We start from the raw sequence: 13,375 nt of genomic DNA on the forward strand, positions 1-13,375 counted from the left end.
CATGAACAGATCAATAATATATAGTTTGGTAATCAGTATGGGATTATTATCTTGTACCAAAGACTTCGAAAAAATAAATACGGACCCTGATAATCTAACAGAGGTGGGGCCACGCGAGCGGCCGTTTATGTTTGCTAAAGCCCAATCATCGGCAGCTATGAATCGCTCATTCTATCAGACGGTACAGAATTTAGGCCCAGATTTGTATGCGCAGTACTTTGCATTGACTACGACCTCATTCCGGACAGACCGTTATGCATTGACACCCGATTGGCAACGTCGTTTCTGGACAGTAGTATATGTGGATACGGCTCCACAGCTAAAATCTATTTTAGATAATGTCGAACCTGATTCAGGTGAGGCTGCATTGGCCAATATTCAATGGGTGTATGCATTTCATAGACTAACGGACCAGTTTGGACCTATACCTTACTTTGATGCGGGAGAACCGAAGGATGTAATTCCTTATGACCCTGTGGATAAAATCTACGATGATTTTTTCAAAAGACTAACTACTGCGGTGGACAATCTGAAGGCGCTTCCTGCTGGAACGAAAGTTTATCAAGGGTATGAGTTGATGTATGGTGGTGATATCAATAATTGGATAGCGTTTGCGAATTCTTTACGTCTTCGTCTAGCTTTACGTATCTCTAAGGTGGATGCCAGTCGAGCTAAAATCGAAGCTGAGGCCGCTGTAGCATCCGGTGTGATGGTAAATAATGGACAGAATGCTTCGCTTTCGAAATCATTGAATGGAAATGATACAAATGGCTTGTCTCAAGTGGCAGCATGGAATGAGTTTGCGATGAGTTCTACTATAGCCTCGTACTTAAAAGGCTATGTAGACCCCCGTATGGATAGGTACTTTCAGCCTAGTGTGATTGGAGGTACATTTAATAGTTTGCGTAATGGGATGCCTGCAGCTGATCTGGGGATAGTACGGAATCAAGCCGGATCTAATTCTAATGTGGGCAGATATTGGGTGGAATATGTAGGAACGAGTTCGGTACTTACACCAAATTTGATTGCGCGTTTTCATATCATGTCTGCTGCGGAGTCTTATTTTCTACGTGCAGAGGGTGCACTGAACGGTTGGAATATGGATGGTACCGCTCAAGCCATGTATGAAGAAGGAGTCAAGTTGAGTATGCAGCAATGGGGGATAAGCGATGCCGGTCAAATACAAGGCTACTTGAGTTCTTCGGTACAGCCCGCTGCGCCTGGTGATTATCACAATTCTCCTGCAGTAGCTACTACTCCGGTGAAATGGGATGCTGATCCGGCGGTGCAACGTGAACAGATTGGAACACAAAAGTGGCTTGCTATCTATCCTGATGGTATGGAAGCTTGGGCGGAGTTTCGGAGATCGGGGTTTCCAAAGATGTATAATCTGTTGAATTCGGAGAACGCAGATCTTCCTGTAGGCACTTTTATCAAAAGAATGCCATATCCTCTGACGGAGGAAACGAATAATTTGGAAGAGCTCACTAAAGGAAGGGCTTTGTTGGGAGGAAAGGACAATGCGGCAACACGTGTATGGTGGGATATTGATTAATAATGTATGCGATTCTATATCTATTTTCTTTTTATGATGGCTTCTACTTCTATGGCGATTGGACAGGATGAGATACCCGAGGTACTGGGGATACCAAAACATTTGGATCGGACAGCGAACTATGTACAGCATAGATTGAAAGAGGTATGTATGCAACATAATGGTTCTAAAGAATCGATCTACGGATATGTGACTTCTCATCTCGGCTTAGATAAGGCGGAGATGGGAAGCTTGGATGTACAGGTGGTAAAGGAGATGGATCTAGGAGATTTTGTACTCCGTTATATTGTATTCCAAACGATGGAAGGGGTCTATGTTCCTGCTCATTTGTATGTGCCAAAAGGAAAAGGTCCTTTTCCTGCGGTATTAAACAGTCATGGTCATTGGCCTAATGGTAAGTCAGGGGAGATTGTACAGCGGACGGCGCAGTTATTGGCCCGGAATGGTTATGTCTGTTTGACGATGGACGCTTGGGGCTCAGGAGAAAGGGGAGCGAACCATGTCCATGAGTATCATGGTGCGAGTTTAGGTTCGTCCTTACTTGATTTGGGGGTTCCCTTGATGGGGATGCAGGTCCTAGAAAATAAAAGGGCAATCGATCTGTTACAATCATTAGAATATGTGGATAGTGGGCGCATTGCTGCGACTGGGGCTAGTGGTGGTGGTAATCAGACGTTTTGGATTTCTACTTTGGATGAACGGATAAAAGCGGCAGTGCCTGTGGTGAGTATTGGTACATTTGAATCCTATATCCTGAACAGCAACTGTGTTTGTGAGCTCTTACCACATGGATTGATGCATTTGGAAACAAGTGATATGCTGGCAGCGGTGGCGCCGAAACCTATTAAGATATTATCCGCATTACGTGATGGTAATGCCGCATTCAATGTGGGTGAAATGTTGCGCACATTTAATAAAGCCCAAACTTTTTATAGTGATATGCATGCCAGGGAGAATCTCGCTTATGAATTGTTTGATGAGAAGCATGATTATACACTACCTATGCGGTTGAGCATGTTAGACTGGTTTGATTCCTGTTTTGACGTGAAGAGAAATAAGGTGGATACCCTGTTTTATCAGATAAGGGATGCAGAGTTGCGTGTTTTAGATGATAATACACTGAAAAACAAGGTGCCTACAACTTCATCTTATGTAAGAAAACGTGCCGAATACCTGTCGAAAGAGTTGCTGTCGGCTAGTCATTTAGATGCAAGGGGGAAAGTAGGGGAGTTGGCTAAAATGCTTCATGTAGAGCGAGATCGTGTTCAGCTTGCAGAATCTATACCTGATCAGGGAAAGTATCATCGCTTGGTTATTAGTACGGCGCAGGGCAAGTTAATACCTCTTGTGATAGAAAGTCCGGCAGAGGTGCCAAATAAGTTGAAAATAGTATTTGGTTCGAAAGGGAATAGGGAGGTCGCACCGGAAAAGATTTCAGGTTGGGTAAAAGCTGGTGAAACGGTGGTGTTGGTTGATCTTTTTGGCTTGGGCGAACGTAGCTCGACGAGTGCCGATCAGATCGATGGGCAGTTGCCTCGTTTTCATACATTGTCCCGATCGTTGTTATGGTTGGGAGAGTCCATGATGTCTATCTGGCTATCCGAGATGGATGTAGTTATCGGATACATTAAAAAGGAGTTTCCGAATGCCGAAATCGAAGTAGTGTGCGACCGGGAGACTGCAGTCTGTGCCTTGATGTATGGAGCGATGTATCCTTCAGCTATGCAATATCTCCTTTCTGATCTGCCTTACAGTTATGTGCCTGATTATGTTGCTGCAGCGGATCGAACAAAAGAGGGAACTAATATGGCGATCCATTTACCAGGTATTATCTCTTGGGGGGATGTGCAGTTGTTGTTGGCTCTTGGAAAAGGTACATTCTATGTTGATGGATTGATCGGTACTTCTGGCCGAAAAGTCTTAAAAAGTGAACAGCTTGATTTTGAGTATAAGGTAAAGCGTCTAAAGGAATTGTTAAATAACGAAAGTGTAATTCACTTTAATTAATGAACTATGGGAACAAATAGAAGATCATTTTTAAAACTCTCTGGATTAGCAGGATTGGGATTGATGGCTCCTGTATTGGAGTCAAGTGCTGCGGTGCAAGATAAGGGCAAGCTCAAGAATATTGTAAAAGAGGCAGAGAAGAAATATAAGCCAATTTTTAATATGTCTGGCTATGCTGCGCCTGCCTTGGATACGGTTAGATTGGCCTTTATAGGTGTTGGAAACAGAGGGTCTGCTGCGGTCGAGCGAATGAGTCGGATAGAAGGGGTACGTATACAGGGCATATGTGATGTACGGGCCGAAAAAGCGAATGCAGCTAAAAAACGTATTCAGTCGGGGGGACACGAAGCACAGTTGTATACTGCTGGTGATACAGCATGGAAAGATATGTGTGCAAGGGAAGATATCGATCTAGTCTATATTGCTACACATTGGCAGACACATGCAGAGATGGCTATTTATGCCATGGAGCATGGAAAACATGTGGCTTTGGAAATACCTGCTGCAACAACAGTAGAGGATTGCTGGCGATTGGTGATGACTTCTGAGCGTACCAAGAAGCATTGTGTTATTTTGGAAAACTGTTGCTATGATTTCTTTGAATTATTAACATTGAACTTAGCAAGACAGGGATTCTTCGGTGATATTGTACATTGTGAAGGGGCCTATATACATGACATCTTGAATAGCTTTTTTGATGAAGAGAAGCGTTATGATTTTTGGCGATTGAAGGAGAATGCGCACCGCAATGGTAATCTCTATCCGACTCATGGGATAGGGCCGGTATGTCAAGTGCTTAATATCAATAGAGGTAATCGGTTGGAGTATCTATCATCGATGTCCTCTGCTGATTTTAGTTTGCGAAATAAGGCGAAGGAAATGGCTGCAAAAGATAAGCGATTTGAAAGCTATCTGGATAAGCCATTCCGGGGCAACATGAACCTGTCAAATATTATGACACATAGTGGTGCTACGATCGCACTGCAACATGATGTGAGCACTCCTCGTCCTTACTCTAGGATCCATATGGTGAGTGGTACGAAAGCATTTGCACAAAAGTATCCACTTCCTGGAAAAATAGCTATAGGGCATGATGACTTTCTAACAGAGGATAAACTAAACGAACTCCGAATGGATCATGAGCCTCAGATTATAAAACATATTGGCGAGCTCGCTAAGGACATCGGTGGACATGGTGGTATGGACTTTATGATGGACTGGAGGCTCATCGATTGTTTAAGAAACGGATTGCCTGTGGATATGGATGTGTATGATGCAGCGTCCTGGAGTGTTATCGGTCCATTGAGTGAATGGTCGGTGGCAAATGGCTCCAAGCCTATAGCAATTCCTGACTTTACCATGGGAAGATGGAAAGAAAACATTGTTCATGATATCAACCTAAAAACCGGGGGCAATACCAAGGTAATTACCTTGTAGTATTGTGTTCATATATCGAATGGATTAAAAATAGGCATGATGCCCAATAAGGCTGTGCCTACTATATTGTATACTCATAAATAATTTTATTGCTAATGAAGATTGAAAGATTTGAAACACGTCAGGATTTAGGAAAACATGCAGGTAAATTGGGCGCAGAATGGATTAAACAAGCTATTGCGGAAAGAGGGGAAGCGAATATAATCTTGGCTACCGGGCAGAGTCAGTTTGAAACAATCGAAACACTGATTGCAACTGCGGGAATTGATTGGTCTAAGGTCCGTATGTTCCATTTGGACGAATATATTGGGATGCCTATTACACATAAAGCAAGTTTTCGTAAATATCTTACTGAGCGCTTTGTAGCAAAAGTAGATCCTCTATTGGAGGTAATCCTTATCAATGGCGAAAACAATCCAGAGGAAGAGTGTGAGCGATTGGAGAAAAAAATAAGTGCCCATCCGATCGATGTTGCTTTCGTTGGAATCGGGGAGAATGGTCACTTGGCGTTTAATGATCCACCTGCAGACTTTGATGTCGAAGATGCTTATCTTATTGTGAATCTGGATCAGCAATGTAGACAACAACAGATGGGTGAGGGCTGGTTTGGAAGTCTTGAAGAGGTGCCTTTACAGGCGATATCGATGTCTATCAAACAGATAATGAAGTCAAAAAAGATTGTATGTGCTGTGCCTGATGAACGAAAGGCGGAAGCAGTTAAAAACTGCCTGACATTACCAATCTCTAACTTGAATCCATCCAGTATACTACAACAACATGAAGATTGTGTGGTGTTTTTAGATCAGGGTTCGTCTTCTAAATTATAAGATCCATATTTATGACCACACAGACATTAGATAAGAAGAGTACCTATATTTCGATTGGAATTATCGGAATGATGTTTTTTATTTTTGGCTTTGTTTCTTGGGTGAATGCGATCCTGATCCCTTACTTTAAGATAGCCTGTGAACTGACCAATTTTCAGTCTTACTTGGTAGCGTTTGCATTTTACATTTCTTATTTGGTGATGTCTATGCCTTCTTCTTATCTATTGAAACGTGTCGGATATAAAAAGGGAATCGTTGTCGGCTTTTGGATTATGGCTTTAGGGGCATTGCTTTTTGTTCCTGCCGCATTTGGTCGTACATACCTTATTTTCCTGTTAGGATTATTTACGTTGGGGGCTGGTTTGGCGGTTTTACAGACTGTTGCTAATCTGTACATCACGCTGATTGGTGACAAGGAGCGAGCTGCCCAGCGTATCAGTATTATGGGGATATGTAATAAAGGAGCCGGTATATTGGCTCCTTTAGTATTCTCCTGGGCTATTTTAAGACCTAGTGATAATGAGCTTTTTAAGGCTATTCCATTGATGGATGATATCTTAAGAGCATCAGTACTTGATGATTTGATCATGCGCGTGGTGGTGCCCTATTCCGTTATGGCAGCTGTTCTATTTTTAATTGGCTTGTTCGTTCGATTTTCTCCGCTTCCCGAGATTGAAAATCCTGAAGGTGCAGAAGCGTCAGCTGGTCGGGATAGTTTATTCCAATTTCCGCATCTTGTACTAGGCGCTATTGCTATTTTTCTGCATGTGGGGACACAGGTAATCGCTATCGATACCATCATTAGTTATGCAGACTCTATGGGGGTGACTTTGTTGGAAGCAAAGTCCTTTCCTTCTTACACGCTTTCTGCTACCATTGTGGGTTACTTTCTTGGAATTCTTTTGATACCTAAGGTTCTGAGTCAAAAGCGTATGTTGCAGATTTGTAGTTTGCTCGGGCTGTTTTTCGCGGTGATGGTCTGCGTGATGAATCAAAACGTAGGCTGGATGGGGTATGATGTCAATGTTTCCATTTGGTTTTTGGTATTTATAGGTCTTCCTAATGCACTTATTTGGGCTGGTATATGGCCTTTGGCACTCGATGGTTTGGGGAAATATGCTAAACAGGGATCGGCACTATTGATCATGGGGCTGTGTGGTAACGCCATCCTTCCGATGATCTACGGAGCTGTAGCGGATAAGGTAAACGAACAGTTAGCTTATTGGGTACTTGTGCCTTGTTTCTTGTATATTGCGTTCTATGCTTTTTATGGACATAAAGTTACTTCTTGGAAAAAAGTTTAATATTTTCTATTTATGCTAACTATTATAAATGCGCAGGTAATCAGCCCCAATAGTATTATTGATAGGGGCTGGGTCTCTATAAAAGACGGCCGTATTGTAGCTATTGGCGATTATAAAACACTGCCTAAAGAGGGACTGCAAGGTGAAATTATAGATGCGCAAGGCTTGTATCTATCCCCGGGTTTTGTTGACATACATGTACATGGGGGAGGTGGTGCTGATTTTATGGATAATGAGTTGGAGGCTTATCTTACCATTGCTGAAACGCATGCTAAGTTTGGGACAACAGCTATGTTTCCTACTACGTTGACGAGTGAGCCCGAATTATTATGGGAGACTTTTAGCGTGTACGAACAGTCTCTCTCTGTGAATCAGTCCGGGGCTAAGTTTTATGGTTTACATCTAGAGGGACCTTATTTTGCCATGAATCAACGGGGAGCACAAGATCCCCGTTTTATTCGGAATCCAGATCCTCTAGAATATCAGTCTATTTTGGATAAATATAGACATCTGATCGCTCGTTGGAGTGCCGCTCCTGAGTTACCTGGTGCTTTGGAATTTGGTGATTATGTAAGTGAAGCTGGAATCGTATTGGCATTGGGACATACCGATGCGGTATACGAAGATATTGTGTGTGGAATTGAACATGGTTATCGTCTCGCTACACACTTGTATTCGGGGATGTCGGGGATGACCCGTAAAAATGCATTTCGATATGCAGGGGCGATCGAGTCCTGTTTATTATTAGAAGATATTGACGTAGAGATTATTGCCGACGGTGTCCATTTACCAGAACCTTTCCTAAAGCTGATCTGTAAGAATAAGAGGAAAGATCAGATTGTCCTTATTACGGATGCGATGCGAGGTGCAGGTACGTCGGATAGAGAGAGCATACTAGGGAGTAAACAGAACGGAACGCCTGTGATAATAGAAGATGGTGTTGCAAAACTTCCAGATTTGACTTCATTTGCGGGGAGTGTCGCTACTGCGGATCGTTTGATTCGGACAATGATCAATGTTGCTGAAATCCCATTGATAGATGCGGTGCAAATGCTTAGTCTCAATCCCTCTCGAATTATGAGAATAGATGATCAGACAGGAAGCATTGAGAAAGGCAAATTGGCCGACCTGATATTGTTTAACGAGCGTATAGAGGTTAAGACAACGATAGTGAATGGAAATATAGTCTACGAAGCTTAATCTGATCGTACGGATTGTCTCTCGATCAGTCTTCCTGGAATCAGTATTTCTCGAGGTTCAAAATCTTTGTTTTTAATATGTCGGATCAATAATTGACAGCTCTGTCGTCCGATCTCGAATGCAGGTTCCTCGATGGTGGTGAGATTGGGCTCAATAACGGTAGAAATAGGATCGTTGGTAAAGCCAATAACGCCAAAGTCCTGTCCGACACGAATGCAGGCTTGGTTGAGGGCTTGTATAGCGCCTACTGCTTTACGGTCATTGACGGCAAAGATTGCGTTTGGTGGTTGAGGGAGGCTTAAAAGAGCCTTTGTATCATCAAACCCATGAGACTGTCCAAAACCGGAAAAGATAACATACTCTTTATGATGAGGAACCTTGGCGTCTGTATGGGCCTGTAGATATCCGCGGAGCCGCTCTTGAGTAAATGAAAGTTCTGAGGGGCCGGCAATGTGGGCTATTCTATCATAGCCTTTTTCGATCAAATAAGTCGTCGCTTGATATGCGCCATCAAAGTCACTTTGTACTACTTTGGAGGCCTGTATGTGTTGGGGAACCCGATCAAAAAACACAATAGGCAAGCCTGAACGCATCATCGTCTCAAAGTGCTCAACAATATGTGAATTAGAAGATATAGAGATCAATAGCCCGTCTAAGCTACTCGTAGCTATATTTTCAATGAGTTTTTTTTCTCGTTCTATATCGTCGTTCGTGACGTATAGGATGATGTTGTATCCCTGATTATAGGCTTCTTCCTGTATGCCGGATATGACAGTCGAAAAATAATAGTTGGTAATGAATGGGATGACGACTCCTATGTTTTTTGTATTACCTGAGGCTAGAGCCGAAGCATTTTTATTGAGTTTGAAGTTCAGTTTTTCGGTAAGTTCTAAGACACGTTTTTTCGTTTCGGGATTGACATCATAGGCATCTCGGAGTGCGCGGGATACCGTGGAAACAGAGATACCCAACATTTTTGCAATATCTTTTATACCAAAACTCTTTTTCATCACCATGCAAGGACTAACTTATAACCCCTAAAAATACACAGAATGTACAGTAAAGTTGACTATGTATTGAAATTTTTGTGTAAAATCTATGGTATCGTCTATTAAATAATGGTGTTGGGATATTTAAGCAAGCCAACTATGTGATAAACGATAGATTCTAGAAAAAAAAGGTAAAAAAATCTAAACGTTTATTCGGTGTAGCTGTTCTATTATCAAACAACATATTAAAAATCATAATAATAGAAAGGAGAAAAACTATGAGCAAATTGACTTGGAAAGGCCGTTGGAATGAATTGAAAGGAAAAGTAAAGCAACAATATGCAGATCTGACAGATGATGATTTGTTGTATGCGGAAGGTAAAGAAGAGGAGCTGTTGGGTAAATTGCAGCAAAAAACCGGAAAAACCAAAGATGAGGTTGAAAACTGGTTGAATGGCTTGTAGTCTATAGGCTTTTATAGAGACTTCAAAAGAGTTCTGTCCTTAGGATAGAGCTCTTTTGTTTTTTGAATGCAGCTGAATGCAGCTGAATGCGGCCTGTTGTGGTGCTGATCTTTAAGTAATCTTAAGATAATGTTTTTAAAATGTTTATACTTTTTTAAAATATGGAATAACGAATCGTAAATCTTTTATTGATTTAAATCTATTTATGGTTTATTTAGTTCCTGTGTTTATCATGAAGTGCTACGTTGTAAAGTACTTCATTTAATTGGTGATTTATGGGGCAAAATAAGCAATTGAAAATCAAAAGAGTTATTTTGAAAATTTATGGGTTTCTATCCGTCTTGTTCGTAACGGATCTTATAGCCTACTTCGGCTTTGAGATTAGTTTACGGGGATATTTTGCAGATATTATTCTTTTTTGGTTTTGGTGTTTTGGAAGCTTTTTGATCGTTGTCATTTTTTGGAAAACACGTTTAGCTAAGTTGTTTTTAATAGGTATGGTGTCTTTTGTCTTACTGAGTATGTTGCCGATGGGGTTGCCATTTTATGCGCTAGCACTCTCTACAACACCTTTCGGCTTAAGGTTGAGTAAGGACCTGAATTCAAGTTATAGAGGACAGATTGTATCCTACAGCGTGATGGTTCCTCCTTGGTTGGAGGTTATGGAAAAAAGGGGAGTAGTAGAAAGACGTGTGCTTCAATGCAAAGACAGGGAATTGCTCGATGATCGATCGGATGTGAAGATCCGTTATGCAAGGGATATATCTTTCGATAGTGAAACGGATACCACTATGACATTGACATTGTTTTATATTGGAATTGAGAAGACTTTTGTCTTTGATAAAAGAACAGGTGCTATACAAGCCAATCTCTATAAAATAGATGACTAATTGGCTGGTAGAAGGGGTAGTGCTAGTTACGGAAGGAAAAATAGAAAAATACTTTCAAAGAGGAGGATGTTAAAATAAAAAATAAATATGTTTCGCCCTTAAGAATAAAGTCGCTACTTTGGTAGGGATCTAAAAATGAAATATACATGAAAGGGTGGTTATATAGTTTCCTGTTAGGGTTTTTATTGAGTGCTTCGTGTGTCTGGGCTCAGACGGATAAAGAAGAGAGTGGAAAGGCTACTGACTCTATTCAGAAGGAAATCATTTCACAGGGTGAAAATACCCTACAGGAGATGCGCAAACAACAGATTGAGGATTCAATACGTAGGAGTTATCTGGAAAAGCAATTGCTATCTTCTAGACGTACAGATGTTTATGAGCAGCGAAAACTAGTAGAAGAACTTACTTTTCTTAAAAGTAGAGATTCTTTATTGATGGCTAAGCGACGCCTGAAGGTTGATTCGTTGAGGGCGGTTAATAAAGGGGCTCCTGTAGTACCTTTCAATGATACACTTTTTACAGTATTTAATGCTATTGGGAGTTACTCCGCTAAAGAACGTGCTAAAGGTACATCAGAAAGAATTCAACAGTTAGAGAACAATTATGAGTTTAAGACAGACTCGTTGATTGTGCAGCAAACTGAAGATAACTGGATTTTGTTATGGAGGGATCAGATTATACTTAGTGTAAATGAACATGATGCGTTGTGGGCTAATAAAAATGCCGGAGAGCTAACGGAATCTTATCGTCAGATTATTGCACAGGCTATTGATCAATATCGGGAAGAACATAGTTTGACCAGATTATTAACTTCTACAGGTATTGCCATTGTGGTTGTGCTTAGTGTAGGATTGATCATTTTTGGTTTGAGTAAATCTGTCAATTTGTTGAATTCCAGATTGCTAAAGTCTAAACGGAAACGTTTTAAAGGGATAACCTTTAAAGGTTACCAGCTGATATCCCCTGCGCAAGAGCTCAAATCTATTTGGTTTGTTACCGGCCTATTGCGTTGGCTGTTAATCCTAACAGTCATTTATCTCGCGTTGCCAATTTTGTTTAATTTGTTCCCTTCAACAAAGGGCTATGCACCGATTCTCATTGGCTATTTTATGTCGCCACTTAAGAAGGTGGGATTAGCAGTAATTGACTATTTTCCCGATCTGGTTACGGTAATTGTTGTTTATTTTATATTTCATTACGCATTAAGAGTGCTTAAATATTTTGCTGAAGAGCTTGCTAAAGGTTCATTGGTGATTAACGGTTTTTATTCGGATTGGGCTTTACCTACCTATCATATTTTACGTGTGCTTCTTATGGCCTTTTTTCTGGTTGTTATTTTTCCGTATTTACCTGGGGCACAGTCCGATATTTTTAAGGGGGTCTCCGTATTTATAGGGGTATTGTTTACCTTTAGTTCTGCTGGAGCCTTAGGTAATATTGTAGCGGGGTTAATGTTGACCTATATGCGATCGTTTGTTGTTGGGGACCGTGTTAAATTTGGAGACGTAACTGGGGATATCGTAGAGAAGTCACTTTTAGTAACCCGTATCCGTACACCTAATAATGAAGTGGTATCAATTCCTAATTCCCAGATAATGGGGAACCATACGATAAACTATAGTGCTGAAGCTGACCAACAGGGATTGATTATCAATACAAAGGTAGCGATGGCCTACGAAGTGCCTTGGCAGACGTTTCATGAGCTTGCAAAAGTAGCCGTAGCACGTACTGAGCTTTTGGAGACAACACCAGAACCGTTTATATTTCAGAGCAGCCTAGACGATTACTATGTCACTTATCAGATCAATGCTTATACCCGGCACCCCCATCGACAGGCTTTTATTTATTCCGAGTTACATAAGCACGTGATGGATGTTTTTCATGAGGCCGGTATAGGAATGGTATCTCCTAAATATCATGCTGTACGGGATGGAGCTATAAAGGATATGCCTGAAAAGTATCGAGGAGTCCCCTTAAGATCATTTCATGTAGACATTAAGGGAACAAAGGAAGGAGAGTAGTCCAATAGGGAAATATTGGGATGTACATAGAGGGGTTTTTGAGGATTTTTTCGTATATTTATAGGTATGTAATTCATATGTTTACAACGCTATAAGAGTGGCGAGATTGTCTTTAAAAGCCCTTATATTTCATGCATTTTAAACTCTTCTATCAATTTACAAAGATTGGTCTATTCACTATTGGAGGTGGCTATGCAGTTATCCCATTAATAGAAAAAGAAATCGTTAGTCAGGGATGGCTTGATCGAACAGAATTTTACGAGTTACTCGCTATTACAGAATCTCTTCCCGGTGTTTTTGCAACCAATATTGCTGCTTTGGTCGGTTATAAAATTTGTGGTGTACGGGGTGGCCTTTTAGCCGCATTAGGAACTATATTAGCACCATTTTTTATTATTATTCTGCTAGCTGTGTTTTTTGGTAAAATACAGGATAACCCCTATGTTGTTAAAATTTTTAAGGCTCTACGGCCGGTGGTTGTCGGACTTATTGCAGCTCCCTGTTATACAGCTTTTAAAGCCAGTAAGATGACTTTTAAAACTTTGCTAATTCCTATAATAGCTTTGGTACTTATGTTTTTCTTTAATCTTTCTCCTATTTGGATTATAGTTCTGGGATGTTTCGGTGGAATTGGTTATCACAAGTTTAAAACCGCTCGGAAAAACTTGTCAAAGGATTAGT

At 41.0% G+C, this 13,375-nt stretch carries 11 protein-coding genes; 10 read left to right on the top strand and 1 reads right to left on the bottom strand.

Annotated elements, in window-relative coordinates; translation table 11 throughout:
- Position 1: 1 nt before the first annotated feature.
- The 6 genes from JKG64_RS12990 to nagA all read left to right on the top strand — a co-directional run bounded on the left by JKG64_RS12990 (position 2) and on the right by nagA (position 8,330).
- Entirely contained in the window at positions 2 to 1,555 is a 1,554-nt protein-coding gene (locus JKG64_RS12990) for a SusD/RagB family nutrient-binding outer membrane lipoprotein (RefSeq protein ID WP_210354739.1), read from the top strand.
- A gap of 6 nt (positions 1,556 to 1,561) precedes the next feature.
- Positions 1,562 to 3,562 carry an alpha/beta hydrolase family protein gene (locus tag JKG64_RS12995; protein WP_210354740.1) on the top strand — a complete coding sequence of 667 codons (2,001 nt, stop codon included), beginning with the start codon at positions 1,562 to 1,564 and terminating at the stop codon, positions 3,560 to 3,562.
- A 6-nt stretch (positions 3,563 to 3,568) separates the two neighbouring features.
- Positions 3,569 to 4,999, top strand: a complete 1,431-nt coding sequence (locus JKG64_RS13000; protein ID WP_210354741.1) for a Gfo/Idh/MocA family protein — start codon at positions 3,569 to 3,571, stop codon at positions 4,997 to 4,999.
- Positions 5,000 to 5,094: 95 nt separating this feature from the next.
- On the top strand, positions 5,095 to 5,826 hold the full coding sequence (locus tag JKG64_RS13005) for a glucosamine-6-phosphate deaminase (protein ID WP_021070585.1): 732 nt from the start codon (positions 5,095 to 5,097) through the stop codon (positions 5,824 to 5,826).
- A gap of 11 nt (positions 5,827 to 5,837) precedes the next feature.
- Positions 5,838 to 7,130 (top strand): sugar MFS transporter, encoded by a 1,293-nt coding sequence (locus tag JKG64_RS13010; protein WP_210354742.1) that lies wholly within the window; start codon positions 5,838 to 5,840, stop codon positions 7,128 to 7,130.
- Positions 7,131 to 7,142: 12 nt separating this feature from the next.
- Entirely contained in the window at positions 7,143 to 8,330 is a 1,188-nt protein-coding gene (gene nagA, locus JKG64_RS13015) for an N-acetylglucosamine-6-phosphate deacetylase (protein WP_210354743.1), read from the top strand.
- On the opposite strand, the gene JKG64_RS13020 is transcribed toward nagA, so the two are convergent.
- Complete coding sequence (locus tag JKG64_RS13020; RefSeq protein ID WP_210354744.1) at positions 8,327 to 9,340, bottom strand: LacI family DNA-binding transcriptional regulator; 1,014 nt, start codon at positions 9,338 to 9,340, stop codon at positions 8,327 to 8,329. The two genes, nagA and JKG64_RS13020, sit on opposite strands and share 4 nt — an antisense overlap.
- Before the next feature lie 257 nt (positions 9,341 to 9,597).
- Here JKG64_RS13020 and JKG64_RS13025 point away from each other — a divergent pair, with 257 nt between their 5' ends.
- The 4 genes from JKG64_RS13025 to JKG64_RS13040 all read left to right on the top strand — a co-directional run bounded on the left by JKG64_RS13025 (position 9,598) and on the right by JKG64_RS13040 (position 13,374).
- A complete protein-coding gene (locus JKG64_RS13025) occupies positions 9,598 to 9,783 on the top strand; it encodes a CsbD family protein (protein ID WP_133584474.1) in 186 nt (61 codons plus the stop codon).
- A 275-nt stretch (positions 9,784 to 10,058) separates the two neighbouring features.
- Positions 10,059 to 10,673, top strand: a complete 615-nt coding sequence (locus JKG64_RS13030) for a hypothetical protein (RefSeq protein ID WP_246512592.1) — start codon at positions 10,059 to 10,061, stop codon at positions 10,671 to 10,673.
- A gap of 146 nt (positions 10,674 to 10,819) precedes the next feature.
- Complete coding sequence (locus tag JKG64_RS13035; RefSeq protein ID WP_210354745.1) at positions 10,820 to 12,694, top strand: mechanosensitive ion channel family protein; 1,875 nt, start codon at positions 10,820 to 10,822, stop codon at positions 12,692 to 12,694.
- Between the two features lie 131 nt (positions 12,695 to 12,825).
- Positions 12,826 to 13,374, top strand: a complete 549-nt coding sequence (locus JKG64_RS13040) for a chromate transporter (protein ID WP_210354746.1) — start codon at positions 12,826 to 12,828, stop codon at positions 13,372 to 13,374.
- Position 13,375: the final 1 nt, after the last annotated feature.

Origin of the sequence: Sphingobacterium tabacisoli (assembly GCF_017908035.1) — a bacterium.
Lineage (GTDB): Bacteria > Bacteroidota > Bacteroidia > Sphingobacteriales > Sphingobacteriaceae > Sphingobacterium > Sphingobacterium tabacisoli.

What these genes read in the sequence shown, in the direction of transcription:
- JKG64_RS12990 (WP_210354739.1), top strand. Translation starts at nt 2, where the DNA reads ATGAACAGATCAATAATATATAGTTTGGTAATCAGTATGGGATTATTA.
- JKG64_RS12995 (WP_210354740.1), top strand. Translation starts at nt 1,562, where the DNA reads ATGCGATTCTATATCTATTTTCTTTTTATGATGGCTTCTACTTCTATG.
- JKG64_RS13000 (WP_210354741.1), top strand. Translation starts at nt 3,569, where the DNA reads ATGGGAACAAATAGAAGATCATTTTTAAAACTCTCTGGATTAGCAGGA.
- JKG64_RS13005 (WP_021070585.1), top strand. Translation starts at nt 5,095, where the DNA reads ATGAAGATTGAAAGATTTGAAACACGTCAGGATTTAGGAAAACATGCA.
- JKG64_RS13010 (WP_210354742.1), top strand. Translation starts at nt 5,838, where the DNA reads ATGACCACACAGACATTAGATAAGAAGAGTACCTATATTTCGATTGGA.
- nagA (WP_210354743.1), top strand. Translation starts at nt 7,143, where the DNA reads ATGCTAACTATTATAAATGCGCAGGTAATCAGCCCCAATAGTATTATT.
- JKG64_RS13020 (WP_210354744.1), bottom strand. Translation starts at nt 9,340, where the DNA reads ATGAAAAAGAGTTTTGGTATAAAAGATATTGCAAAAATGTTGGGTATC.
- JKG64_RS13025 (WP_133584474.1), top strand. Translation starts at nt 9,598, where the DNA reads ATGAGCAAATTGACTTGGAAAGGCCGTTGGAATGAATTGAAAGGAAAA.
- JKG64_RS13030 (WP_246512592.1), top strand. Translation starts at nt 10,059, where the DNA reads ATGGGGCAAAATAAGCAATTGAAAATCAAAAGAGTTATTTTGAAAATT.
- JKG64_RS13035 (WP_210354745.1), top strand. Translation starts at nt 10,820, where the DNA reads ATGAAAGGGTGGTTATATAGTTTCCTGTTAGGGTTTTTATTGAGTGCT.
- JKG64_RS13040 (WP_210354746.1), top strand. Translation starts at nt 12,826, where the DNA reads ATGCATTTTAAACTCTTCTATCAATTTACAAAGATTGGTCTATTCACT.